Consider the following 23444-nt stretch of genomic DNA (forward strand, 5'->3'; position numbering starts at 1 on the left):
GATGCGTAGCAAAGGATTGGCCGTCTGGTGTTTCAGGATAGGCACATGTGTCGTCGCACTGGTGACGATGGGGTGCGCTTCCCGTCCAGAGTCGCCCTATTCCGGTGAGTGCGACATTTCGTCCCTGAATGCGAGCGACTACCTCCGGGGCACCTGGTGCACGGTCAAACATGCAGCGCTGCGATGCAGCACGAAATCGGACAAATGCTTGGTCCAGTGCGAGCTTGGCGGAGGTGCCAAACACATCGGCGGGGGATGCCAACATCTGTGTTCCCCTGGCGTATACACCGATAAGGACGTCGCCGAAAATGGCGGGCCATTCATGCCTCCGGGTGCCCTGGCCTGTGCCAATGAGGACACGCGTTGACGAATTCCTGGTGAACCCCTGGGTGCGGTGGCCGGTTGCCCATTGACTCCCGGCGGCGACCCACCGAGCATTCGCCCGCGCGGGCTGGTTTTCGGCATCGGCAACTCAACGGGTTGGGGGCGGAGATGGCAAGGATTACCGGAATCGGCGGCGTCTTCCTGAAGTGCAAGGGCGACAGCGCCGCGCTGGCCGCCTGGTACGAGAAACACCTGGGCATGCCGCTGGAGTCCTGGGGCGGCGCCGTCCTGCGCTGGCCGGACGACAAGGCCGAGGACGGCGGACTGACGGTGTGGCATCTCGCCCAGCGGGACAGCCAGTGGTTCAGTCCCAGCGAATCGTCCTTCATGATCAATTACCGCGTCGACAACCTCGATGAGTTGCTCGCCCAGCTGCGCGCGGAGGATGTGCAGATCGTGGCTGGCCCGGAATCGCACGAGAACGGCAAGTTCGCCTGGATCATGGATCCGGACGGCAACAAGGTCGAACTGTGGGAACCCATGCCCTGGGACGAGAAGAACAAGGGAGCCTGACCGCCCGGCACGGGGCAATCGAATCTACGAATTAACTAGTTGACAGCCGTCCCGGCCCGTGATTCCATCCGCCAACTAATTAACAAGTAGATCCGGCATGGCCAGACCCGCTTCGCCCACGCTGACGAAATCCGAACAGGCGATCCTCGAGGTGTTGTGGGACCGCGGCGAGGCTTCCGTCCGCGAAGTTGCCGACGAGTTGTCCAAGCAGAAGCCAGCGGCCTATACGACGGTGCTGACGATGTTCAACATTCTTGGCAAGAAGGGCTTCGTCAGCTATCGCCAGGAAGGGCGAGCCTTCATCTACCGGGCCGTGATCACCCGGGAAGAAGCCCGCCAGCAGGCATTGGACCATCTGCTGTCGCAGTTCTTCGAAGGGTCGCCGAACCTGTTGGCCCAGCATCTGCTGCAGGACCAAGGCATCGGCCGCAAGGAAATCAAGGCACTCCAAGACAAGGTCGACCAGGCCAGGGCCAAGGGACGCAAATGAACATCATCGAGATGGTGCTGGCTTTCGCGGTCCGGCACCTGCTGTTGAGCATCGTGCTGTTCGGCGTCGCGGTGTGGCTGATGCGCCTGCGCGCGCTGGGTGCCGAACGTCGCTCATGGCTGCTGCTGGGGGTGTTCGCGCTGGCGGTGGCGTTGCCGTTCGCATCGTTCCTGCCGGACTGGACGACCACGCTGCCGGCGCGGGTCACCGAACCCGAGCACGTCGTCGTGCTGCCGGGAGAAGGCGCGCGCGCGGATGAGGCGGTGTACGAGGCGGGACAACATCCTGACACGATGTATCTGGAAGTTCCGCGCTCCTTCTCGACGGTGCTGGTGTTGGCGTGGGGGCTCGGCCTGCTATGGCAATGGATGCGATTGTTCGAGGGATGGCGGGAAACGCGCCGCCTGCGCCGCGTGGCACAGCCCGCGCCCGCGCTGGAAGCGACGCTGGGCGTGGCCTTGCCACGGAACGCGCGCATCGCCAGCACCGCCGCCGACGGGCCGATGGTCGTCGGGCTGCTTCGTCCACGCATTCTGGTTCCGTGCGGCCTGGTGGAGAGCCTGCCGGTGGACGCGCTGCGCGACGTGTTGCGGCACGAGATCGCGCATATCCGGCGTGGCGATCTCTGGCTCGCCGCCGCTTTGCGCGGCCTGCTGGCCTTGTTCTGGTGGAATCCGTTCCTGCGCGCCATCAATGCACGCCTGGAACTGGCGCGGGAAATGGCCTGCGATGCGCGCGCCGCGCAGGATTGCGATGCGCCGACCGACTACGCCGACTCGTTGCTGGCCAGCGCCGAGGCCATGCTGGATCTGGGCGAACAGCGCGAGTGGCTTGCAGTGGGCATGGTCGAGCATCGCGGCCATCTCGCGCAGCGCATTGATGGGTTGATCCAGGACGGTGCGGGAGCCGGCTTCGCCCGGCGCCGTGGCGCGATGGCGCTCAGTGTCGCCCTGCTGACGGCGTGCACCGGCCTGGCGGTAGCGGCTACGCCGCGCCTGGACGTGCCCGGGGGATGTGCCGCCAAACCCGATGCGCAGGTCACTGCCTTGCTCGCCGCCGCCCGCGACGGGGATCGGGAGATGGCGCGCGAACTCGTCCGGGCGGGCGCCGACGTGGATGCGCGCGTGCTCGACGAAGGCACGGCGCTGATCCAGGCGGTCCGCTCGCGGGATGTGGGGACCGTTGATGCGCTGCTGGAACTCGGTGCGGATCCGAACCGGGCCTCGCTCGGCGAAGGCAATCCGTTGATCGTGGCTTCGGGCCTGGGCGCACAGCCAATCGTGGAGCGCCTGGTCGCCGCCGGTGCCGACGTCAACCGCGTGGTGACCTATGACGAAACGCCGCTGATCAATGCCGCCCGCGCCGGCCATCTTCCGACCGTCCGCTATCTGGTCGAACGCGGTGCCGACGTCAATCTGGGCGTGGAAGCCGACGGCTGGCTGGGACGCTGGCGCACACCGCTGAACCAGACCCGCGATCCGGCGGTGCGTGCCTATCTGCTGGAGCAGGGCGCGAAAGCCGGAGGTTGAAGAACGCGCGACATCGGGCGGGAGGGCACCCGATGGATGCAGAAAAAGCCGCCGTCGCCGCGAAACGCGCGGCAACGCGGGCGGCGCCGTGCTTGAAGCCCCGCGCGACAACACTCATCAACGCATCAACGGAGGATTGCAGATGAAGAACAGGAGATCGGTCCGCATGCTGTCGGCGCTGATGCTGGCGGGCGTGATGGGCATGGCGGGCGCGCAGGCGCCGGCCGGTGGCGATACCGCGCCACTGAAAACCGCTCTGGCGCAGGGCCTGCGCCCCAGTCTACTCAAGGCGGGCGAACCCGTGCCGCGTTGGTCATTGCAGGAGCGCATGGCGCACTACAAGGTGCCCGGCGTGGCCGTGGCGGTGCTGAGGAATGGCGAGGTGGTTTACGCCGCCGGCTTCGGCGTGCGCGAAGCCGGCACCCCAGATGCGGTGGATGCGGACACGCTGTTCTCGGTGGGTTCGGTCAGCAAGGTGGTCGCGGCGGCGACGTCGCTGCAACTGGTCGCGCAGGACAGGATCGATCTGGATCGCGACGTCAATCGCTACATGACGTCGTGGCGGATCCCGGAAGCCCCAGGCATCCGCAATCCCACGGTGACGATGCGCATGCTGCTGTCGCATACCTCCGGGCTGACCGTGCACGGATTCCAGGACTATCTGCCCGGCGAGAAGCTGCCCACGCTGGTGCAGACCCTCGACGGCACCCCGCCCGCCAAGAACGATCCGGTCCGCCTGAAGCGCGAACCGGGTACGGAGAGCGATTACTCCGGTGGCGGTGTCATGGTCGAGCAGCAGGTCATCGAGGACGTGACCGGCACGTCGTTCGTCGAAGCGGCGCGGGCGCAGGTCTTCGAACGCATCGGCATGCGCCGCAGCACCTTCGAGAATCCGCTGCCGGCGCGGCGCGGCAACATCGCCAAGGCACACGACGAACAGGGCCGGCCAACCGCATTGCCGCGTGGCTGGGAAGCGTTTCCGGAGCAGGCCGCCTCGGGCCTGTGGACCAGCGCCAACGAGCTGGGCGCATTCGTCGGCGCGCTGATCAAGAGTTATCAGGGCCGGAGCGACTTCCTGCCGCGTGACACGGCGATACAGATGATGAGCGAGGTTTCACCGGGCACGCGCGGGCTGGGCCCGGAACTGTCCGGTACCGGCGCGACGCGCCGGTTCTTCCACAATGGCGACAACGACAGCTACCACGCCGGGTTCGAGGGCTATCTCGACTCCGGCGATGGCTTCGTCATCCTGACCAATGGCAAGAACAGCAAGGGACTGCGCGGTGAAATCCGCAATGCGCTGTCGGATGCGCTGGGGCACGGCGTGAAGCCGCTGGTCCGCACGATCGCGCTGGATACCAGCGCGCCGGCCTATGCCGATTACGCCGGCACCTATCGGCTGGATGCGGCTGTTCCGATGGACCTGCGTGGTGAATTGGCCGACCGGTTCGAATTCGACGCGCTGGAAGTCAAGCGGGCCGATGGCGCCTTCACGGTCGGCCCGTCCGACGAGCCGGAGGAATCATCGCCGCTGCTGCCGCTGACGCCGGTGCGCTTCCTGGCCGCGCGCTACGACGCGGAACTGCGCTTCCATCGCGACGCTCATGGCGTCGTGCGGGCGCTGAGCGTGGAAACGCCCACCGCTCGCGCCTACTACCGGCGGCAGGCAACACCGCCGATGTCGCCGGACGCGGGTGCAAGCCCGACCCGGTAGGGCGGCGGATATTGATTCTCCACCGCTGGCCAGGCTGTCAGGGAACGCGACTGAACGTCGTGGTCTGCAGCATCGGGCTGCCTTCCTTGCTGAAGAAGGCCTTGGTTTCGGTCAGCGTCTTGCCGTCCCCGGTGACGGTGTAGATGCGGGTGGAGGAGGGCGTGCCCTTGTACGCCAGTTGCAGCACCAGCACGTTGGGAGCGGGCATCTTCATCGCCGACACGTCGGCCCAGTAGTCGCCGGTGACCGGACCCGGCGTACCGTCCAAGGGCAGCGTGGCATCGGAGTGCATCGTGCTGCCATCCGGATTGACGATCTTGACCTGTGTGTTCCACTTGCCGTCGGCCTGGGTGCTGAACTCCAGGGTCACGCTCTTCGGCCGCGCTTCCGGAGGCATCGGCAGCTTGGCAACGTCGATCGCCCACTTTCCGGTCAAGGGAGACGATACCGGCGAGTCGGCGAGGACTGGCGCGGCGTGCAGTGCGACGGCGGTCAGCAGGATGGCGAACATCGTCTTCATGGGAATCTCCGAAGGGGAGGGATGAGGTACGGGCGCAAGGAAGCAAGCGTACCGCCGGCCCGGGGGAATGTAATTGGCAGATTGCGACATTCTGCCCGAGACCACGGTCGAGTCTGCTTCGGGAAGGCCGGGAACGGCCTCCGGACGGTTTTTCCAGTCGCCCAGTGAGAACCGGGCCAAACCAAGGCGGTGAAAACGAAAACGGGAGACGCCACGCGCCTCCCGCCACAAATTTATATAACGGCGGGGGACTTGCGGCAAGGCCCCGCCCATGCGTCAGCATCGCCGCCCTGTCGAAACGGCAGGACACCGGAACAAGGCGATGGCGGATTCGCAAACCTATTACCACGGCACCAAGGCCGACCTGAAAGCGGGTGATTTGATCGCGCCGGGGCGCACCTCCAACTACGGCAGTCGCCGACCGTCCCGGTTCGTCTACCTTTCCGCCACCCTGGACGCGGCGATCTGGGGCGCGGAACTGGCGGTGGGGGACGGACCGGGCAGGATCTACCTCGTGGCGCCGACCGGGCCGATCGAAGACGACCCCAACCTCACCGACAAGCGGTTTCCCGGCAATCCCACCCGCTCATACCGTTCTTCGCATCCCTTCCGCGTCATCGGCGAGGTCGCGGCGTGGGAGGGGCATGCCCCCGAGCGGGTGGCGGAGATGCGTGCGCATCTTGAGAGCCTGCGCCAGCAGGGTATCGAGGCGATCGAGGAGTGAACCGCGTGCCGCTTCGGTGCCGTCGTTGTGCCAAGGCGCGCCGGGCGCTGTAATGACGTTCCATCGGCCGCATCCCGGGATCGCACGGGTCAATCATGAAGACGTCCACCGCGTTGCTGTATGCGATCTTCCTGCCCGCCGCGCCCACGGCTATGGCCTGGCCCGATGAAGCAACCACGCCCGCGACGACCATCAGCGGCGGACATTGGAAAGCCGACGCCCGGGAGGGAACCTACCGCGTCGTGGTCGAAAGCGTCGGTTTCGAACATGTCAGTTGCCGGGTGTGGATCGAATGGATGAGCTTGCCCGAACCCGGACAACCTGCCCGGGTGGCGGCGCGCGTGCCGTTCGCCGAGGTCTCGACCGGATTCTGGTCGTGCGACCCCGGGGGCAAGGCGATCGCGCTGACCAACAACGCGCCTACCCACAGCATGCCGATCAACAGCACGCTGACCATCGACACCACGCATACGTATTCGCGGGGGGCGCGGACGTTCCAGGCCGTCCTCGGCGCGCCCGGGGAGTATCGAATGGTCGGGCAATGATGCGGGCGAAGCGGGTGTGGAGTCGTCGCTCCCAGTGACGTCAGCGGGCCGCCCATCCGCCGCCGGTGTCGCGATGCGCCATCACGGCCGCATCGTTGCGGTCACGAGCGCTTGTTTTCCAGCGCGCCGGTCAGTCCCGCCGCCATGCGCTCGGCCAGCGAGCGCTGCAAGGGCACATAGTCGTCCATGTCCGTGTCGCCGGTGAATTCGTCCGACCACAGCAGGCGCCCGTCCCGCTTGTCGACCAGGGTCAGCACCACGACGGTCCGCCGGGGCGTCTGCCGGACGCTGACGCGCGCATGCAGATCCGCTTCCCGGCTGTCGGCGGCCACGCTGTAGCCCGCGGGCAGGTGGTGGCTGAGCCGCGCGGTCAGGCTTTCGCGCAGGCCGGCATTGAATTTCGGGAACAGCACGTATTCGCACAGACCCTGCACCGGTTCGATGGCGATGCGATGCCGGGGCGGGGAGAGCGCCGCGTGCGCCCAGAGCGCGCCGCCGATGCCCAGCGCCACGGCGAGCAGGCCGCCGGCCAGCGGCCACCGGTTCGGGGTGCGCGCGGTCGGGGGCGGTGGTCCCGGCGCATCGACTTCGCTGGCCAGCGTGGCGATGAAGCGATAGCCCGCGCGAGGTCGGGTCTGGATGTAACGCGGGGCTTCGACGTCGTCTTCCAGCAGGGTGCGGATGCGGCGGATGCAGGTGTTGAGGGCGGCGTCGCCGCCGGTGCCGGCGCGTGGCCAGAATCGTTCGAGCAGTTCCTGGCGGGGAACGATCCGATCCCGGTGCTCGATCAGGTAGGCCAGGACTTCCACCACCTGCGGCGGCGCATCCAGCGGAACGTCGTTCCGGAACGCCTGCAAGGTGGTGGTGTCCAGCCGGACGTCATCGAAGCACAGCATCGCTTTCTCCTGATTCCCGTGGCCCGAAAGCCTTGCGGTGACGACATGTCAGCCGATGTCACGACATGTCAGTGGCCGATTCTGCCAGATGGCCCCAGGCTTTTCCGGACCGCGCCGCCGGTATCCGGTCGGGAAGGGTTTCCCCCTGCGAGTCCGCCCTGACGGCAGGCATGCCGGTGATATCGGGCGGTCGTCGCTGTCGTCTTTCCACATTCCCCTGGAGCCTGTTCATGCATTTTCCCATCCGTGTTGCGTGGTGCCTTCTTCTCGTCTGCGCCGGCGTGGCCGGTCCGGCCCATGCGGAACGGACGGACGTGGAAGTCCGGGTACTGGCGCGGGGCGCCAAGTTCCTCGGCGGCTACACCGCGCGGGTGCGGGTGGTCCTGAGCGATGCGGACACCGGCGAGATCCTGGTCCGGGGCCAGACATCGGGCAGCACCGGCGACACCCGGCTCATCATGGACGCCGGAAGAAAACCGGGCGGGAAAGTTTCCACCGCCGATTCGGCGCTGTTCCGGACGACCCTCGATCTGGATGGTCCGCGCCGGGTCACCGCGAGCGTGACCGGGCCGCTCGGCCAACCGCAGGCCATCACGACCGCCACCAGCACGCAGTGGATCCTGCCGGGCCGCCACCTGACCGCGGGCGATGGCTGGCTGCTGGAATTGCCGGGCCTGATTGTCGATCTGGCCAGCCCGGTCGCCTATCAGTGGATCAAGACCGGTACGAACGTGCCGGTGCGGGCGGGGGTCACGATGCTGTGCGGCTGCACGATTTCCGCGCAGGGGCCGTGGCGCGTGGCCGACACCGAGGTCGAATTGCATGTGACGGTCGACGGCGGCGCGCCGCGCCGCTACCCGCTCCGGTTCGATCCGGACAGCGGCTTGTTCGGCGCGGACATTCCCGCCGACCAGCCCGGGCTGCATGAGCTGGAAGTGCGCGCCTGGATGGGGCCGAGCAACAATGCGGGCGTGGCGCGCACCGCCTTCTTCGTCCAGTGAGCGCCTGGCCAGATCGCATGCATCACAAGGCAAGCAAAAAACTGCCCCTCCCCCGCCTGCGGGGGAGGTTGGGTGGGGGCCCGGCAACAGGAGCGACGGAATGAAGTGCAAAAGGTTGATGGCGATGCTGATCGTGCTGGTTGCCGTGTTGCCGGGTGCCGCCTTCGCGCGCGACGACGACACGCTGTCCCGTTCACTGGAACGGCAAATGACGCTCAACCGCGAGCGCTACGGCATCGCCGGCCAGGCATTGCTGGTCGCGCATGATGGCAAGGTGGTGTTCCGGGGCGTGGACGGCGAGGCCGACGTGAAAACGCGCCGACGGGTCGCGAGCGGCGATGTCTTTCCCGCCTATTCACTGGCCAAGCTGTTCACCAGCACGCTGATCATGCAACTGGTCGAGAAGGGGCAGGTGGATCCGGATACGCCGGCAAGCACCTACCTGCCCGGACTTCCGGCGACCTGGCGGACCATTGCCGTGCGGAATTTCCTCGATCACACCTCCGGCGTGCCGGAATACTTCGACAACCGGAACGGTGCCGGCGCGGCGGCGGACACGGTGTTCGCCCCGGATCTGGCGGGTGTGTTCACGTCGCTGGCGGACAGGCCGATGCAGTTCGCTCCCGGCACCGACACGCGCTACACGCAGACCAACTATCTGGTGCTGGCCGCGCTGCTGGAAGCCCGCTACCGGAAGCCGTATCCGCGGATCGTGGAGACGCGCATCCTCGGCAGACTCGGCATGCGCCACACCTGGCTGGGTCCGGCCGGATTGCCCCCTCGAGGCGTGGTGACCAGCTACATCGGCAAGGAAGGTCGCCTGCAACAGGAACAGGATCTGGCCTGGCCCGCCTATGCCTACGGCCATGCCGGCCTGTATCTGACGCTGGACGACCTGGGCCGTTTCCTGCGGGCGATGACCTCGGGTGAATTGGTGGGCAAGGCGACACTGCGCCGCCTCTGGCAGCCGCGCACGCTGTCCGGCGGAAAGCGCGGCTGGTTCGCCGCCGGCTGGGAGTACGGCGAGAGCGACGGCTACCGGCAGGTTGGCCATGACGGTGGCGCCCGCGTGCGGGTCCGCATCGTGTTCAAGAATTCGCTGGACGAAGACGTCCATGTCTTCGCCTATCTGACCAATGGCAGTACCCGGAATGTCTGGTCGCGCGTGCTGGTGGACAGCGCGATGGCGGCGACGGCGCCGGAACGGTTCACGGCGGAGGCGTTGTCGGAAAGGCTGGTGACGTACGCGTTGCAGGCTCCCGTCGAGGGAGATGTGCAGGCGCAGGCCCGGACGATTCGCGCAGGCGGCGTCCTCGACGCCGCTGAACTGGAACGACTCGTCAACACCACCGGCTACGCCGTGCGCGAGAACCTGGGCGTGGACGCGGCATTGCGCGTGTTCGAACTGAATACCGTCCTGTTTCCCGCGTCGGCCAATGTCTGGGACAGCCTGGCGGAGGCCCACGCGGCTAAAGGCGACATGGACAAGGCGAGCGCACTGCGCGACAAGGCGCGGCAACTCGCGGTGCCAGCGGGTGAGCCGCCGCCGCGATAGTGGAACTCGGGAATACACGTCGCGCAGGGATTAGAGGACATCTCTGATGTCTCCGGACAACCCGATGCGCGCAAGGCAGGCACCTCTGGCGGCAGCAGGAGCAAGGGGAGGGATGACGGGCAGCATTACGCTTGGCGCCCGAAGGGGAATCCGGATAGCGTCATTTCCCCGTGGACCTGAACGACATGGCGCTCCGGTCCGCTTGCCGGCGCCCCCTCTTGACCCCGGCATCACGAAGATCAATTTTTAGTGGCGATGACGGGGGGAGAAAGGATACCGGCGCCGACATGGCCTACCTGATCATGATGCTGTATGTCGCGGCGCATGCGTGCGCGATCGGTCTGTCGGCCGCGGCGCCGATGGCGTCGTTTCCATTCCTGGTGGCCGCGCCGACGATCGCGGCGGCGAGTTGCGTGGCGCGGATGTGGCGAACGCGCCGGTGGGACCAGAGCTGGCCGGCCGTCGGGGTCGCCATGCTGCTATGGGCGTCAGGCATGTTCATGGCGATGTGGCAGGTCCGCACCGGCAGCCCGGCCGCCGGCACCGCGAGCCTGCTGCTGTACGTGCTTTACGGAGTGCCGCTGACATTCGCGATTGCCAGCGTTGGCAGGGAAGCCTGGTACCTGCGGCTGATCGACGCGGTGCTGGCGCTCGCGCTGGGCGTGCTGTACGCAATGCGCACCGCGGCGCTGGCGACGGATCAGGACGTCGGCAGCGCCGGTTTCCTGGATCTGCGGATGATGCTGGACCTGGAGAACCTGTTCATCGCCGTATTCGCGGTGACCCGGCTGGTGACTGCCACCGCATCCCGCGCCCGCGCGTTTTTCCGCGCGCTGTCGTGTTTCGCGATCGCCTACCTGCTGGTCGCGGTGGCGATCAACCACTTCTTCGCCGATGTCGATTTCGGCCACTGGGCCGATCTGATCATCCCGCTTCCCTTCCTGTGGCTGGCGGTGCTGGCGTGGAAGGTTCCGGAAGAGGAACCCATCCGCGTCTATCCGCCGCGCCGCAGCCACCTGGCGCGGGCCGGCAGCCATCTGTTCCTGCCGCTGACACTGATGCTGATTTCCGCGCTGGTGGTGCAGGCGCAGCCCCTGCTGGGCACCGTGGGCTTCGTGCTGGCGACGCTGGGTGCAGGCATCCGCGGGGTTCTCCTGCAAATCCAGACCTACGAGGAACGCGACTACTTCGACGCGCTCTCGCGCATCGACGGACTGACCCGGATTCCCAATCGCCGCCACTTCGAGGAAACCATGGAGCGCGAGTGGCGGCGCTCGATGCGCTCGGGCGATTCGCTGGCGCTGCTGCTGATCGACATCGACCATTTCAAGCAGCTCAACGACACCTACGGGCATCCGGAAGGGGATCGCATCCTCCAGGCGGTCGCGCATGCGCTGGCGGGCTGCGCCTCGCGGTCGTCCGATACGGTGGCGCGCTATGGCGGCGAGGAGTTCGCCGCGCTGCTGCCGTCGATCAGCCGGGCGGGCGCGCTGAACGTTGCCACGGCCATGCGTGAGGCCATCGAACAACTTGCGCTGCCGTCTCCCACGCCCGAAGGGCGGGTCACCGTGAGCATCGGCGTGGGATTCATCGCGGCGGTGCAGGGCGGACGCGCGCACGAAGTGCTGACCGAAGCGGACGAGGCGCTCTACCAGGCCAAGGCCGAGGGACGGAACCGGGTGCGGGAGCGGGGCGCGCGATAGCGGGCTCGCAAGCCGGAACTCAGTCCAGCGGCCGCAGCAACAACAGCAGGCACAGCGCGCCCATGAACACCGCCATCAGCGCATCCAGCACCCGCCAGGCTACCGGATTGCGGAACACCGGCAGCAACAGGCGTGCGCCGTAGCCGAGGGTCGAGAACCACGCCACACTGGCGAGGCAGGCGCCCACCGCGAACGCGGTCCGTGCCGATCCCGCATAGCGGGTGGACAGGCTGCCCAGCAGCACCATCGTGTCCAGGTAGACGTGTGGATTGAGGAAGGTGAAGGCCAGGCAGGCCAGCCACACCCGGCGCCAGTCGGCTTCCGCGCCGGTCGAAGGCGAGAGTGAACCCGTGCCGTGCCAGGCGCGCCGCGCGGCCAGCCATCCGTAGACGCCCAGGAACGCGGCGCCGCCGTAGCGAAGCGTTTCCAGCAACGCCGGCCACTGCCGCACCAGTGCGCCGATGCCGGCCACGCCGCAGGCGATCAGCAGGATGTCGCCGAACATGCAGGTCAGTACGACCAGGCCGACATGCCGGCGTTGCAGGCCCTGGCGCAGCACGAAGGCGTTCTGCGCGCCGATGGCGATGATCAGGCCGGCGCCGGCAACGAATCCGGCGGAGGCGGGGGCAAACAGCATGGTGGTGTTCCATTGGGCGGGAAGGGAGCCTGTCGCGCCCGCTGGATTAAGGCAAACTGTTTTTACTTCACGCAATGAAGCAAATCTAATCAAGGCCACCCATGGACCTCATCCATCCCCAATTGGCCGCATTCGCCGCCGTGCTGGAAGAAGGCAGCTTCGAAGCCGCGGCACGCCGCCTCTCGGTCACGCCTTCGGCCATCTCGCAACGGATCAAGGCACTGGAAGACCGCCTCGGCCAGGTCATCGTCGTGCGCCAGGCGCCATGCCGGCCCACGCCCGCCGGGGAAAAACTGCTGCGGCGCGTCCGGCCGATGCAGGCGCTGGAAGCCGAGGCGCTGGCGGACTTCCTGCCCGAGACCAGCGCGGCGCCAGCCACGCGCTCGATCGCCATCGCGGTGAACGACGATTCGCTGGAAACCTGGTTCATCGTCGCGCTGGCACGCCTGCACCAGCGCCACGGCTACCTGTTCGATGTGCGCGTGGACGATCAGGATCACACCCTGGAACTGCTGCGCGACGGCACCGTACTGGGCGCCGTCACCGCCGAAGCACGCGCGCTGCAGGGCTGCAATGTGCATCCGCTGGGCACCATGCGCTACTGCGCGATCGCCTCGCCAGACTTTGCCGCGCGGCATTTCCCGTCGGGCGTGGACGCCGCCTCGCTCGCGCGGGCGCCGATGGTGGTCTACAACCGCAAGGACGAGCTGCAGGCGCGCTTCGTCCGCCGCATCACCCGCGCGCGCATCGCCCCACCCACGCATTACCTTCCCACGTCCACAGGTTTCGTGGACGCCGCCGCGCTCGGCCTGGGCTGGTGTCTGGCACCGGCCTCCATGGCCGCGCCCGCGTTGAAAGCGAAGGCGATCGTCAACATCGCCCCGTCACGCTGGATCGACGTGCCGCTGTACTGGCAGCACGCGGCGGTGCGGTCCACCACGCTCAGGCAAATCAGCGATGCACTGCGCGAAGTGGCGGCGGAAACACTGCGCGGCTGACGAAACAGAACGAAGAGATCATCAGGCCGTCGCTATACTGCGTGCCCGACAAACCGGGCGTCGGACATCCGCCGCCCATCTCTGCCGAAGGAACCCGCGACATGCTGAAGATCTGGGGCCGCATCAATTCCTCCAACGTCCGCAAGGTGTTGTGGGCGGCGCGGGAACTGGGCCTGGCCCATGAATCCATCAATGCCGGCGGCGCGTTCGGCGTTGTGGATGGTCCGGAGTACCGGCGGAAAAATCCCAATGGCCGGGTGCCGATGATCGAGGATGGCGATTTCGTCCTTTGGGAATCCAACGCCATCGTCCGCTACCTGATGGCGCGGTACGGCACCGCGGATCTGTATGCGACGGATCCGATGGCGCGGGCGGTCGCGGACAAATGGATGGACTGGACCACCTCCACCTTCGCCGGACCGTTCCGCACCGTGTTCTGGGGTGTCCTGCGCACCCCGCCCGAGCAGCAGGACTGGAATGCGATCCATGCCGCCATCCACGAAATCGACGAACTGCTGCGGATTCCCGAGCAGGCGCTGGCCGGACAGCCTTACCTTTCCGGCGAGCGTTTCGGCATGGGCGACATCCCGCTGGGCAGTTTCATCTATGCATGGTTCGAGATGCCGATTGAGCGCGCGGCCACGCCGCATCTGTCCGCCTGGTATGAGCGTCTGAAGGCGCGGCCCGCCTATCGGGCCGCGGTGATGACCGCGTTGACCTGACGCGCCAACGAAGCGCGTGAGGGAACCGGCATCCCCGCGACGGCGTGGGGCGGATTCGTCCACGAATTACCCGTCACGACCAGCGGCGCGGATGCCGACGCCCGTTGATCCAGCCGCCCAGCCGGGTGGTGCGGACGAACAGCCCGTAGCTGCCCAGCAGCAATGCCAGCGCGATCAGCAGGACGGCGATGAACTTCAAGCCGGCCGGGCCGGGCACGCGCACGATCAGCACCTGCAGGGCCATCACCACCGGGATGTGTGCCAGGTAGATCCAGTAGGACGCGTCGGCCAGATAGCGACGGAAGGGATGTGCCTGCGCGAATGCCCGCAGCGCCGCGCCGGTGAGGCCGAAGGTCCAGCTCCACGCGCCCAGCGCGTAAAGCGCCGCGTATAGCCAGGTGCGCGGCTCCCGCGCGGCGGGGACCAGCACCACCTGGCCTCCCAGTAGTGCCAGGCAGATCAGCGTGCATGCCGCCGCGATGACGAGCTGTGCTCGCCAGTGTCGCGCCAATCCGGGCAGCAGATCGCGCCCGCGATGCAGCCACCAGCCGAACAGGAATGCGCTGCCGAAGGCGACGCACGCGGCCAGCGGGGGATACAGCGATTGATCCGGAGTGGGAATGCCGAAGAACGCGTACCACTTCGCCGTGGTCGCCAATGCGATCGCCAGCGGCAGGGCCAGCAACGCCGGTCCGGCGCGGGATGCCAGCACGCGGGTGACCGCGTCGCCCCATCGCAGCAGGACCGGCGAGAACGGCAGGCGGCCGATGACGGCGCGCAGCGCCAGCAGCACCGCGTAGCAGAGCGTCAGCACATACAGGAACCACAAGTGGGTCAGCGGAAACGTCTCCGGCGTGAGCGGTGGCGGAGGCGGCGACGGCGGCAGGGTGCCGCCGTTGTCCAGCATCGCACCCAGCGCCAGCGCCGAGACGATGCCGGTCATCACCAGCGGCCAGCCGGCCAGCAGGACCAGGGTGATGCGCCTGCCGCGATCGCGGATGAAACCGCCGGTTCCCAATCGTTCGCAAGCCAGCCGGCCGAAGAAGCCGGCCAGCAGGAAGAACAGCACCATCCGGAACATGTGCGGGATGTAGAAGCCCAGGCCGATCCAGGCGGAAGGATCCGGATCGTGGGCGATCCAGAACGCCTTCGCGCCCGGCATGAAAGCCATGCTGGCGTGGACCACCAGGCCCAGCAGCAGCGCGAGCCCGCGCAGTGCGTCCAGGCCATGCAGGCGCTCGCCGTCGGCGGGGGAAGCGGGAAGTGAAGAGGAAGACATGGCAGGATTCCTTTTTTGGGACATGCGCGTCCCCGGCCCGCCGTGGGACGGCAGGAGCACGCGTGGAAACAGGGAATGACGCGGCACGCGGCCGCTGGGCGGATCAGCGGTCCGGCGGGTGGACGACGGATGGCATGGAGGCGATTCCGGATGAAGGTACGACCGTGATTCGCGCCGGGACGGAAAAAATCACGGCGCTCCGATGTTCAGCCCGAGCCTGTCCGGGGAGGGCGTGCCGGTATCGGTGGAGCTCCGCTTCACGGCATCGCGTGCCCCCATCCGCCCTTCGGGCACCTTCCCCCGCAAGCGGGGGAAGGGAGTTCTGGGAGTGCTTGGCGGAACGGGTGGTAGCCGCGATGATGGCGGCTGGAAATGAAGTGAAGCCTTGATGATTATCTCCACCGTTACCGAAGCGCTGTCCCAACTGTTCGACGGCCATGGCATCGCCCATGTGGTGGAGGGCGACTGGATCGCGCCGAACGGCGAGCTGCCGGCGATGCGCGCGGTCTGGCATCCAGGCGAAACGACCGGACGACTGGACGTGCACGTGGTGCTGCCGGACAAGACCATCGTCGAGGAGAACTTCGCCGGTATCGGCGAGGGCGAGGATGGGCTCAATGACGGATTGGCCAATTTCACCCGCAATTCCTTCCATGTGTTGCTGTCGGCGCTCTGGGGTCGGGTGGACGAGGAGCAGGTGACGGTGGAGACCTGGTCGATCGGCGGCAGGGACTACGCCGCGCACATCGGCAACTTCGGCACGCGTGGTTCGGCGGGCATGCAGCCGCCGATACCTGACGGGCTGTTCGCGCGGCTGGAAGCTGCCATCCGCGCCGAGCCGTTGTCGGGGCATACGCACTGGTTCCGGTTTTTCTTCTGCAATCTCAATGGTGCGTTCACCGTCGAGGCCTTGCGCGACAGCGAGCCGTGGAATGTGGGCGAACAGGCATTGGCGTCAGCGGGTTGGGCGGCGCAGGACGGGTACTACAGCGTCCGCCTGTTCCTGATGCTGCGGGCGGTCTGAGGGGGCCAAATCCCAGTCCTCGTCACTCCAGCAAATGCTGGAATCGCTCTTTGCGTGATGCCGCGGGATTCCAGTGGTTCCCACTCGCGCGAAAAAATGGGGCCTGGCGTTCGCCGGGACGACGGGGGACAGGCTTTCCCGCCACAACCGAGCGCCGGCTTGATTCAAATCAATTGCGAATCATTCTCATCAAGGTAGAATTGCCCCAATAGCCGCTGCGGACGCAGTCAGCCAACCCTCTTCATTCCAGGTTGGTTCCGTGTCCAGCATGCAACGGCGCGCTTTCGCGCGCACCCCGCTTTCCCTCTCCCTCGCCTCGCTTCTGGCATTGTCCGGCGCCGCCACGGCGCAGACCACGTTGCCGTCGGCAGGCGAGGCGGACGCCCCCGCGCCCACCACGCTCGATACCGTCCGGGTCAACGCCTACCGGACCACTTCCCACGCGCAAGGCGCGACCAAGACCGATACCACCATCGCCGAGACGCCGCAGTCGGTGTCGGTGATCGCGCGCGAGGAACTGGATGCGCGCGGCGTGCAGAACCTCAACGACGCCATGCGCTACGTGGCCGGTGTCAGCCTGGAAAGCACCGGTATCGACAACCGCGTCGACGATTTCCGCATCCGCGGCTTCGATGCCGGCAGCTGGAGCAACAACGTCACCCTCGACGGCATGCGCGCGCCGCAGGGCGGGCAGTGGAACCGGACCATGTTCGACAGCTGGAACCTGGAACGGGTGGAAGTGCTGAAGGGACCGTCCGCCGTGATGTACGGGCAGGTCGCCCCGGGCGGCATGGTCAACCAGGTCAGCAAGACCCCGCGGCCGGACGCGGAGCAGCAGCTGCGCATCGGCGTGGATGGTCACGGCCAGGCCAGCGCGGCGTTCGACGTCGGCACGGGCAAGCAGGGCGACGCGCACCTTTTCCGGCTGGTTGGCCTGTACCGTGACGGCGATACCCAGATCAAGCACACCGAGCAGAAGCATGGCTTCCTCGCGCCCAGCTACAGCTGGCAGATTGCCGAGCGCACCCGCTTGACCCTGCTGGGCCTGTACCAGAAGGACGATGGTGGATCGACCTACCAGTTCCTGCCGATGGACGGCACCCTGCGACCGACCCGCTATGGCCGGATGAAGAACACCACCTTCATCGGCGAGCCGGACTGGAACACCTTCGATCGCACCATCTGGACCGCCGGCTGGCTGTTCGAGCACGTGTTCAATGCGAACTGGACGGTGAGCCAGAGCGCGCGGCGCACGCATGTGGATTCGCTGTTCCGCACGGTAGTCACCAGTGGCGGCCTCAATCCCGATGGCCGTACCCAGAACCGGCGCGCGACCTGGGGCACGGGCAACTCGGATGGTGATACCGTCGATACCCGCCTGCAGGGCAAGTTCGACACCGGCGCGGCCTCGCACACGCTGCTGCTGGGCATGGACTGGCAGAAGGCCGATTGGGACGCCCAGCGTGGAGCGATGACCAATCCCGCGCCGATCGACATCTTCCGTCCGGTCTACACCGGTTACGTCCCGGTCACCCGCAGCATCAGCCTGTCGCGTGGCATCAACCGCCAGACCGGCGTGTACCTGCAGGACCAGATCGCGCTAGACAACTGGCGCTTCACTCTTGGTGGCCGCTACGACTGGACCAAGGACGACACCGCGACCGCCACCCATACCGTGCCCACCGGCGTTACCGGTCCGTGGACGCGCACGCAACTGGACGCCGAGGCGTTCACCGGCCGTGCCGGCGTGGTGTACCTGTTCGACAACGGACTCACGCCGTACGTGAGCTACGCCGAGTCGTTCCAGCCGTCCACCACCAGCGTGTTGCAGAGTTTCACCCGCACGCCGTTCGATCCGATCACCGGAAAACAGTGGGAGGCGGGCCTGAAGTACCAGCCCGCCGGTTTCGATGGCCTGGTGACGTTGTCGGTGTACGACCTGCGCCAGCAGAACGTGCTGACCCAGGATCCGGATACCGCGCACAGCAACTGCGGCGCCACCGGCCAGGATCGCTGTTCCATCCAGGATGGCGAGGGCCGCGTGCGCGGCATCGAACTGGAAGGCCGCATCACCCCGCTGGAAGGCTTCAGCGTGATCGGCGCGGCGACCCGGATGGATTCGGAGATGACCCGCAGCGACCTCTACCGGGGCAAGCAGATCGCGATGGTGCCGGACTACACCGCGTCGCTGTGGGCGGATTACACCTTCCAGGGCGGTGCGCTGGGCGGACTGAGCCTGGCCGCGGGCGTGCGCTACAACGGCGAAAGCTACGGCGACAGCGCCAACGTGTTCCGGATTCCCGCCTACACGCTGTTCGATGCGGCTCTGCGCTACGACCTGGGCGATCTCGGTGGCGTGCATACGCAGTTCAGCCTCAACGTCAGCAATCTGTCGGACAAACTGTATGTCTCGACCTGCGGTGGCATCTCTTCCTGTTACTACGGCAGCGGCCGCACGGTGACGGCGACGGCGAGGTTCAGCTGGTGAGGGCGCTGCTTGTCCTCATCGCGGCCGTGTTGCTGGCGACGGCGATGCCTGTGGTCGCGCAGCCGGACCTGAGCCGGCGCATCGGTACCACCGTCGCCGATACGGGCGCGCCGGGATACCGCTTCGAACGCGTCATCCTGCCTGGCGAAGGAGGCGGGCAGGGATATCGGTTCAATCTCGCGATTCCGCTGGCGCCGCCACACGCGACGGGCTATCCGGCGGTCTGGCTGCTGGACGGCAACGCGGCGCTGATGGAGATCCCGGCAGCATTGTTGCAGGCATTGGCGAAAGCACCTTCGCCGCCGCTGCTGGTGTTCGTCGCCCACGACAACGATCTGCGCATCGACAGCGCGGCGCGCGCGCATGATTACACCCCGCGCTTGCCTGGCGGGGAGGCCGCGCAGGTCGATCCGTTGGGGCGGCGCAACGGTGGCGCCGACGGTTTCCTCGACCTCCTCACCGGCGCCGCGCGCGAGCGCGTGCGCCAGGTGGTGCCACTGGACGATGCGCGGCAGGCGATCTGGGGACATTCCTACGGCGGCGTGTTCGTGTTGCATGCGCTGTTCTCGCGGCCGGATGCGTTTGCCACCTATGCGGCGGTGGATCCTTCGTTGTGGTGGGGGGAGGGGTATCTGTTGAAGGAGGCCGGCAATGCTGCATCCGCCACGGCTGTGACGTTGTGGTTGGCGGCGGGTGAGAACGGCGCTGATGCCGCTTCGGGAAAGGCGCCCCCATCCCAGCCTTCCCCCGCAAGCGGGGGAAGGGGCGAAAGCGGGATGCCCAATGACTCCCTCCCCCGCCTGCGGGGGAGGGCCGGGGTGGGGGCCACCGAAGCCGAACCCCGACCCGCAAACGACGAAGACAGCTCCCTCTCCCGCGTGCGGGGGAGGGCCGGGACGGGGGCCACCGAAGCCGAACCCCGACCCGCAAACGCCGAAGACAGCTCCCTCCCCCGCGTGCGGGGGAGGGCCGGGGTGGGGGCCACCGAAGCCGAACCCCGACCCGCAAACGCCGAAGACAGCTCCCTCCCCCGCGTGCGGGGGAGGGCTGGGGTGGGGGCCACCGAAGCCGAACCCCGACCCGCAAACGACGAAGACAGCTCCCTCCCCCGCGTGCGGGGGAGGGTTGGGGTGGGGGCCATCGAAGCCGAACCCCGACCCGCAAACGCCGACCGACCGGATCACGCCCCGATGCGGCGCGCACGCGACGCGGTACCACCGGGCGCGGCGAAGGATCTGGTGGAACGGCAACGGGCGCGTGGCGTGGAAGCGCGCTACGTCCCGCTGCCGGGTCTTTCGCACGGACAGACGCTGGGCGCGTCATTGCCATTGTTCCTGCCCGCGTTCGCAGGCATGGCGCCGCCATGAATCCCATCCTGATCGCATTGGCCGCGGGTACCGGCATCGCCGGCGCCGCGCTGCTTTACCTGGCCTCGCCGCAACAGGCGTGGCGCGCCGCCGGGCCGTGGCCGGCGCGCGCACGCGGCTGGCCGGGCGGCCTGTGCCTGCTGATCTCGCTGCTGGCGCTGTTGCAATTGCTGGGCGCGCTCGCCGCCACGTTCACCTGGCTGACCCTGCTGATGCTGGTGTGGTCGCTGATGCCGTTCCTCGGCGCATGGCGCGCGCGCAACCGCAAGAGGGCGGCGCGATGAGCCGGGCCGCGCCGAAACTGCAGAGCCGGCATTGGCTGGGCAAGAGTTGCGCGGGCCTGCTGCTGGGCTTCGGTTTGGCGCTGGCGCTGTCGGGCCTGTTTGCCTGGTGGGGACCGGGCGGCATCGCCGGCGGGCCGGGCAAGCTGCAATTCAACATGTGGCTGATGGCGCCTATCTGGGCGGTCGTGCTGGGTTTCGTGTTCCTGTTCCGCACCTCGTTGCGCGCGTGGCTGTGGCTGTCACTGGCCAACGCGCTGGCGTTCGGCCTGCTGCATGCCAGCCGCGGGCTGCTGGGCTGACTCCTTCCACCGGTTTTTCGCATGCGCATCCGCAACGACATCATCAAGGTCTACAAGGACGTCCATATCTGGGTGGGCATCCTCAGTGGGCTGTGCCTGTTCATCGCGTTCTATGCCGGCGCGCTGACCATGTTTGAAAAACCGATCGAGCGCTGGGCCAGTCCACCGAGCCAACTCGCGCCCGCCGTGCCGCTGGAACGGGCGCCCGAACTCGTCGCCGCCACTGTCGCCGCACATCCGGAAGCCGCGCGCGACTACGAAATCCGCGTCACGCCCACCCCGGACAAGCCGGCGCGGATGCTGTGGCACGTGCGAGGCGAGCGAAGTGGCGAGGTCGCCAGCTTCGCCGCGTCGCTGGATGGCGACGGCCATCTGCGGACCCAGGCGCTGGAGAAGGCCGAAGTCGCCGAATGGATCGACGTTCTGCACCAGCAGGTCGGCCTGCCGTTCCCGCACGAAGTGGCGATGCCGATCATGGGCGTCATCGCGCTGCTGTACTGCGTGGCGCTGGTGTCCGGCGTGATCGTCCTGCTGCCGACCCTGGTCAAGGATCTGTTCGCGCTGCGCATCGGCCACAACCTCAAGCGCATGTGGCTGGACGCGCACAACGCGCTGGGTATCCTGAGTCTGCCATTCCACATCGTGATGGCGCTCACCGCCGTGGTGTTCGCCTTCCACGACCAGTTCTACGATCTGCAGGAACGGGCGGTGTATCCGACCGCGATCGAATGGGGCAGGGAGCCGCCTCCGGAACGGCCACCCGGCGCACAGGTACTGGCGCCGGCCGAGTTGGTACGGCAGGCGCGGTTGCAGGCGCCGGGCTTCGAGGTGCTGGCGGTGAACTACCAGAGCCGTGGCGGGGTGACCCAGGTGCGGCTGGAGGGCGTGGATCCGCGCCATCCGATCCGTGGCCGCGTCTCCACCCTGGTCGGCGCCAATCCCTATACCGGTGAACTGCACCGCGACGACATTCCCGGGCGCCATGCGGGCTACGAGACCGCGATCGCCAGCTTCTTCAGCCTGCACTTCGGCAACTTCGGTGGCCTGCCCGTGCGTTGGGCCTATTTCCTGCTGGGCCTGGCCGGGGCGATGCTGTTCTACACCGGCAACGTGCTTTGGCTGGAGTCGCGGCGCAGGAAGGAACGTGGCCAGGGCATCGTCGCGCAGCGCCGTTCGAGCCGGGTGATGGCCTGCCTGACCGTGGGCGTGGCGCTGGGTTGCGTGGCCGGCATCTCCGCCACGCTCGCCGCGGCCAAATGGCTGCCGGGGCGCGTCGAGGATCCGGCGCTGTGGCATCGCATCGCCTACTACGCGGTGTTCCTGGGGACGATCGGATGGGCGTTCCTGCGTGGCGCCGGTCGCGCGTCGTCGGAACTGGCGCTGTTCGCCGCGGCGACCACCCTGCTGATTCCGCTCAGCAGTCTGGCCGGTCGTTGGCATCTGGGGGGCGCGTGGTTCCCGCCGGGCGTTCTGCCATGGGTGGATGGCATCGCGTTGCTGGGAGCCGGCGCGCTGATGCTGATGGCGCTGCATGCACGACGGCGCGCGCGCTTCGGTCCGCGTGACAGCGTGTGGGCCGGGCCGGACACAGGCGCCCTGGTGGCATCACCGGAACCTCTCGCATCGGAGTAGCCATTCCGCGCGACAGGCATGTCCGGGCCAATACGGCAAGGCGATGCGAAGAAAGGGAGCCTCCATTGCCTTGCGGCGCGCAAAGCGCTTGAGGACGGCGCGCTACCGCGGGTGCTGAACGGCGTAGCGTTCCTGGACGAAACCATTTTCGGAATGCGTTGCCGCGATCAGGCGCAGGTTTTGTTCGGGGACATCGGCACCGAACAGCGGTATGCCATTGCCCAGCAGCAGTGGGACGCGGGTGATGGTCAGCTCATCGATCAGTCTGGCCCGCAGGAAGCGTTGCACAGTGTTGCCGCCGTCGATATATAGGTGGCGGCATCCTTCTTCGGCCAGTCGCCGGGTGATTTCTTCCGGTGAACCGCTCATCCATCGCACGTCGGCGGGCTGGCCGGCGGAGGTGTCAGGCGGCAGCGACGACAGCACGACGACCGGCAGGGCGCCATAGGGCCACTCTGGTAAGGTGCGGACCTTGTCGTAGGTATGACGTCCCATCACCAGGACGTCGACATCGGCGATGAAGGCTTCGTAGCTGAGCCCGTTGAGCAGGGAGACGGCGTATTCGGGGCGCAGCAGCCAATCGATATCGCCATCCGCTCCGGCAATGTAGCCGTCCACGCTGGTGGCGATGTAGACCGAACACTTCATCACGCCAGATCCCCACGATGGACCAGATGGATCTTGTTGCCATCGGGATCGCGCAGGTAGGCGCCGAAATAGCCTTTGCCGTAGTGCGGGCGCTCACCGGGCTCGCCTTCACTTCTGCCACCCGCCAGCAGGCCGGCGGCATAAGCCTGCCGCACCTGCTGCTCATCACCGGCGAGGAATGCCAGCATGCTGCCGTTGCCTGCGCTGGCGGGCTGCCGATCGAATGGTTGATAGGCATAGAACCGGGGCAATGCCTGGCCCGGCTTGATCCAGCAGCGGGCCGCGGGGCCACCATCCGGTATCACTTCACGCTGCCGCAAACCCAGCGGCAACAGGATCGCGTCGTAGAACGCGGCCGCGGCATCCAGATCGCTGACACCGACGGTAACGTGGCTGAACATGGAACCTCTTCCGGGAACGGTGATTTTTTGTGGGCGGAAACAGTATCAGCGTTGCCGGTGAATGGACAGTTTGGACGGCATCGATCATCTG

General features: G+C 67.1%; 23 protein-coding genes. 17 read left to right on the plus strand and 6 right to left on the minus strand.

Going from position 1 to position 23444, the window contains the following annotated elements:
- Positions 1-492: 492 nt before the first annotated feature.
- The 4 genes from IB228_RS17905 (at position 493) to IB228_RS17920 (ending at position 4630) form a co-directional block, all read left to right on the plus strand.
- Complete coding sequence (locus IB228_RS17905) at positions 493-897, plus strand: VOC family protein (RefSeq protein WP_192199402.1); 405 nt, start codon at positions 493-495, stop codon at positions 895-897.
- 97 nt (positions 898-994) lie between these two features.
- The gene (locus IB228_RS17910) at positions 995-1387 is read left to right on the plus strand and encodes a BlaI/MecI/CopY family transcriptional regulator (protein WP_183637956.1); all 393 of its coding nucleotides are present in this window, start codon (positions 995-997) and stop codon (positions 1385-1387) included.
- The gene (locus IB228_RS17915; protein WP_183637953.1) at positions 1384-2916 is read left to right on the plus strand and encodes a M56 family metallopeptidase; all 1533 of its coding nucleotides are present in this window, start codon (positions 1384-1386) and stop codon (positions 2914-2916) included. The genes IB228_RS17910 and IB228_RS17915 overlap by 4 nt, the downstream gene beginning before the upstream one ends.
- Before the next feature lie 142 nt (positions 2917-3058).
- Positions 3059-4630: a serine hydrolase domain-containing protein gene (locus tag IB228_RS17920; RefSeq protein ID WP_192199403.1), complete on the plus strand. Its 1572-nt coding sequence runs from the start codon at positions 3059-3061 to the stop codon at positions 4628-4630.
- 37 nt (positions 4631-4667) lie between these two features.
- Here the strand turns inward: IB228_RS17920 and IB228_RS17925 are convergent, their stop codons facing one another.
- Positions 4668-5150, minus strand: a complete 483-nt coding sequence (locus IB228_RS17925; protein WP_225562521.1) for a LuxR family transcriptional regulator — start codon at positions 5148-5150, stop codon at positions 4668-4670.
- A gap of 322 nt (positions 5151-5472) precedes the next feature.
- On the opposite strand from IB228_RS17925, the gene arr reads away from it, so the two are divergent.
- Both arr and IB228_RS17935 read left to right on the plus strand, forming a co-directional pair.
- Positions 5473-5874 (plus strand): NAD(+)--rifampin ADP-ribosyltransferase, encoded by a 402-nt coding sequence (gene arr / locus IB228_RS17930; protein ID WP_225562539.1) that lies wholly within the window; start codon positions 5473-5475, stop codon positions 5872-5874.
- A gap of 95 nt (positions 5875-5969) precedes the next feature.
- Positions 5970-6419 carry a hypothetical protein gene (locus IB228_RS17935; protein ID WP_192199405.1) on the plus strand — a complete coding sequence of 150 codons (450 nt, stop codon included), beginning with the start codon at positions 5970-5972 and terminating at the stop codon, positions 6417-6419.
- 101 nt (positions 6420-6520) lie between these two features.
- Here IB228_RS17935 and IB228_RS17940 read toward each other — a convergent pair whose 3' ends face one another.
- On the minus strand, positions 6521-7315 hold the full coding sequence (locus IB228_RS17940) for a winged helix-turn-helix domain-containing protein (RefSeq protein ID WP_192199406.1): 795 nt from the start codon (positions 7313-7315) through the stop codon (positions 6521-6523).
- A 230-nt stretch (positions 7316-7545) separates the two neighbouring features.
- On the opposite strand from IB228_RS17940, the gene IB228_RS17945 reads away from it, so the two are divergent.
- From IB228_RS17945 to IB228_RS17955, 3 genes are all read left to right on the plus strand, one after another.
- Positions 7546-8316: a hypothetical protein gene (locus IB228_RS17945; RefSeq protein ID WP_192199407.1), complete on the plus strand. Its 771-nt coding sequence runs from the start codon at positions 7546-7548 to the stop codon at positions 8314-8316.
- Between the two features lie 100 nt (positions 8317-8416).
- The gene (locus IB228_RS17950; RefSeq protein WP_192199408.1) at positions 8417-9871 is read left to right on the plus strand and encodes a serine hydrolase domain-containing protein; all 1455 of its coding nucleotides are present in this window, start codon (positions 8417-8419) and stop codon (positions 9869-9871) included.
- 287 nt (positions 9872-10158) lie between these two features.
- A complete protein-coding gene (locus IB228_RS17955) occupies positions 10159-11574 on the plus strand; it encodes a GGDEF domain-containing protein (RefSeq protein ID WP_183637932.1) in 1416 nt (471 codons plus the stop codon).
- Positions 11575-11593: 19 nt separating this feature from the next.
- Here IB228_RS17955 and IB228_RS17960 read toward each other — a convergent pair whose 3' ends face one another.
- The gene (locus IB228_RS17960) at positions 11594-12211 is read right to left on the minus strand and encodes a LysE/ArgO family amino acid transporter (RefSeq protein WP_192199409.1); all 618 of its coding nucleotides are present in this window, start codon (positions 12209-12211) and stop codon (positions 11594-11596) included.
- A gap of 101 nt (positions 12212-12312) precedes the next feature.
- On the opposite strand from IB228_RS17960, the gene IB228_RS17965 reads away from it, so the two are divergent.
- Together IB228_RS17965 and IB228_RS17970 are read left to right on the plus strand one after the other, a co-directional pair.
- On the plus strand, positions 12313-13209 hold the full coding sequence (locus tag IB228_RS17965) for a LysR family transcriptional regulator ArgP (protein ID WP_183637926.1): 897 nt from the start codon (positions 12313-12315) through the stop codon (positions 13207-13209).
- Positions 13210-13310: 101 nt separating this feature from the next.
- Complete coding sequence (locus IB228_RS17970; protein ID WP_183637923.1) at positions 13311-13931, plus strand: glutathione S-transferase; 621 nt, start codon at positions 13311-13313, stop codon at positions 13929-13931.
- 73 nt (positions 13932-14004) lie between these two features.
- Here IB228_RS17970 and IB228_RS17975 read toward each other — a convergent pair whose 3' ends face one another.
- The gene (locus IB228_RS17975) at positions 14005-15210 is read right to left on the minus strand and encodes an acyltransferase (protein ID WP_192199410.1); all 1206 of its coding nucleotides are present in this window, start codon (positions 15208-15210) and stop codon (positions 14005-14007) included.
- 388 nt (positions 15211-15598) lie between these two features.
- On the opposite strand from IB228_RS17975, the gene IB228_RS17980 reads away from it, so the two are divergent.
- From IB228_RS17980 to IB228_RS18005, 6 genes are all read left to right on the plus strand, one after another.
- Positions 15599-16234, plus strand: a complete 636-nt coding sequence (locus tag IB228_RS17980; protein ID WP_192199411.1) for a DUF6348 family protein — start codon at positions 15599-15601, stop codon at positions 16232-16234.
- Positions 16235-16502: 268 nt separating this feature from the next.
- Positions 16503-18722 carry a TonB-dependent siderophore receptor gene (locus IB228_RS17985; RefSeq protein WP_192199412.1) on the plus strand — a complete coding sequence of 740 codons (2220 nt, stop codon included), beginning with the start codon at positions 16503-16505 and terminating at the stop codon, positions 18720-18722.
- Complete coding sequence (locus tag IB228_RS17990; protein WP_192199413.1) at positions 18719-20089, plus strand: alpha/beta hydrolase-fold protein; 1371 nt, start codon at positions 18719-18721, stop codon at positions 20087-20089. The genes IB228_RS17985 and IB228_RS17990 overlap by 4 nt, the downstream gene beginning before the upstream one ends.
- A complete protein-coding gene (locus IB228_RS17995; RefSeq protein WP_183637908.1) occupies positions 20086-20373 on the plus strand; it encodes a hypothetical protein in 288 nt (95 codons plus the stop codon). Before IB228_RS17990 ends, IB228_RS17995 begins: the two co-directional genes overlap by 4 nt.
- On the plus strand, positions 20370-20672 hold the full coding sequence (locus IB228_RS18000) for a hypothetical protein (RefSeq protein ID WP_192199414.1): 303 nt from the start codon (positions 20370-20372) through the stop codon (positions 20670-20672). The genes IB228_RS17995 and IB228_RS18000 overlap by 4 nt, the downstream gene beginning before the upstream one ends.
- A gap of 21 nt (positions 20673-20693) precedes the next feature.
- Complete coding sequence (locus tag IB228_RS18005) at positions 20694-22304, plus strand: PepSY-associated TM helix domain-containing protein (RefSeq protein ID WP_192199415.1); 1611 nt, start codon at positions 20694-20696, stop codon at positions 22302-22304.
- 102 nt (positions 22305-22406) lie between these two features.
- Here IB228_RS18005 and IB228_RS18010 read toward each other — a convergent pair whose 3' ends face one another.
- A complete protein-coding gene (locus tag IB228_RS18010) occupies positions 22407-22952 on the minus strand; it encodes a dihydrofolate reductase family protein (protein ID WP_192199416.1) in 546 nt (181 codons plus the stop codon).
- Positions 22952-23353 (minus strand): VOC family protein, encoded by a 402-nt coding sequence (locus tag IB228_RS18015; protein WP_192199417.1) that lies wholly within the window; start codon positions 23351-23353, stop codon positions 22952-22954. The genes IB228_RS18010 and IB228_RS18015 overlap by 1 nt, the downstream gene beginning before the upstream one ends.
- Between the last annotated feature and the right edge of the window lie 91 nt (positions 23354-23444).

This window comes from Pseudoxanthomonas sp. PXM04 (assembly GCF_014851695.1).
Lineage (GTDB): Bacteria > Pseudomonadota > Gammaproteobacteria > Xanthomonadales > Xanthomonadaceae > Pseudoxanthomonas_A > Pseudoxanthomonas_A beigongshangi.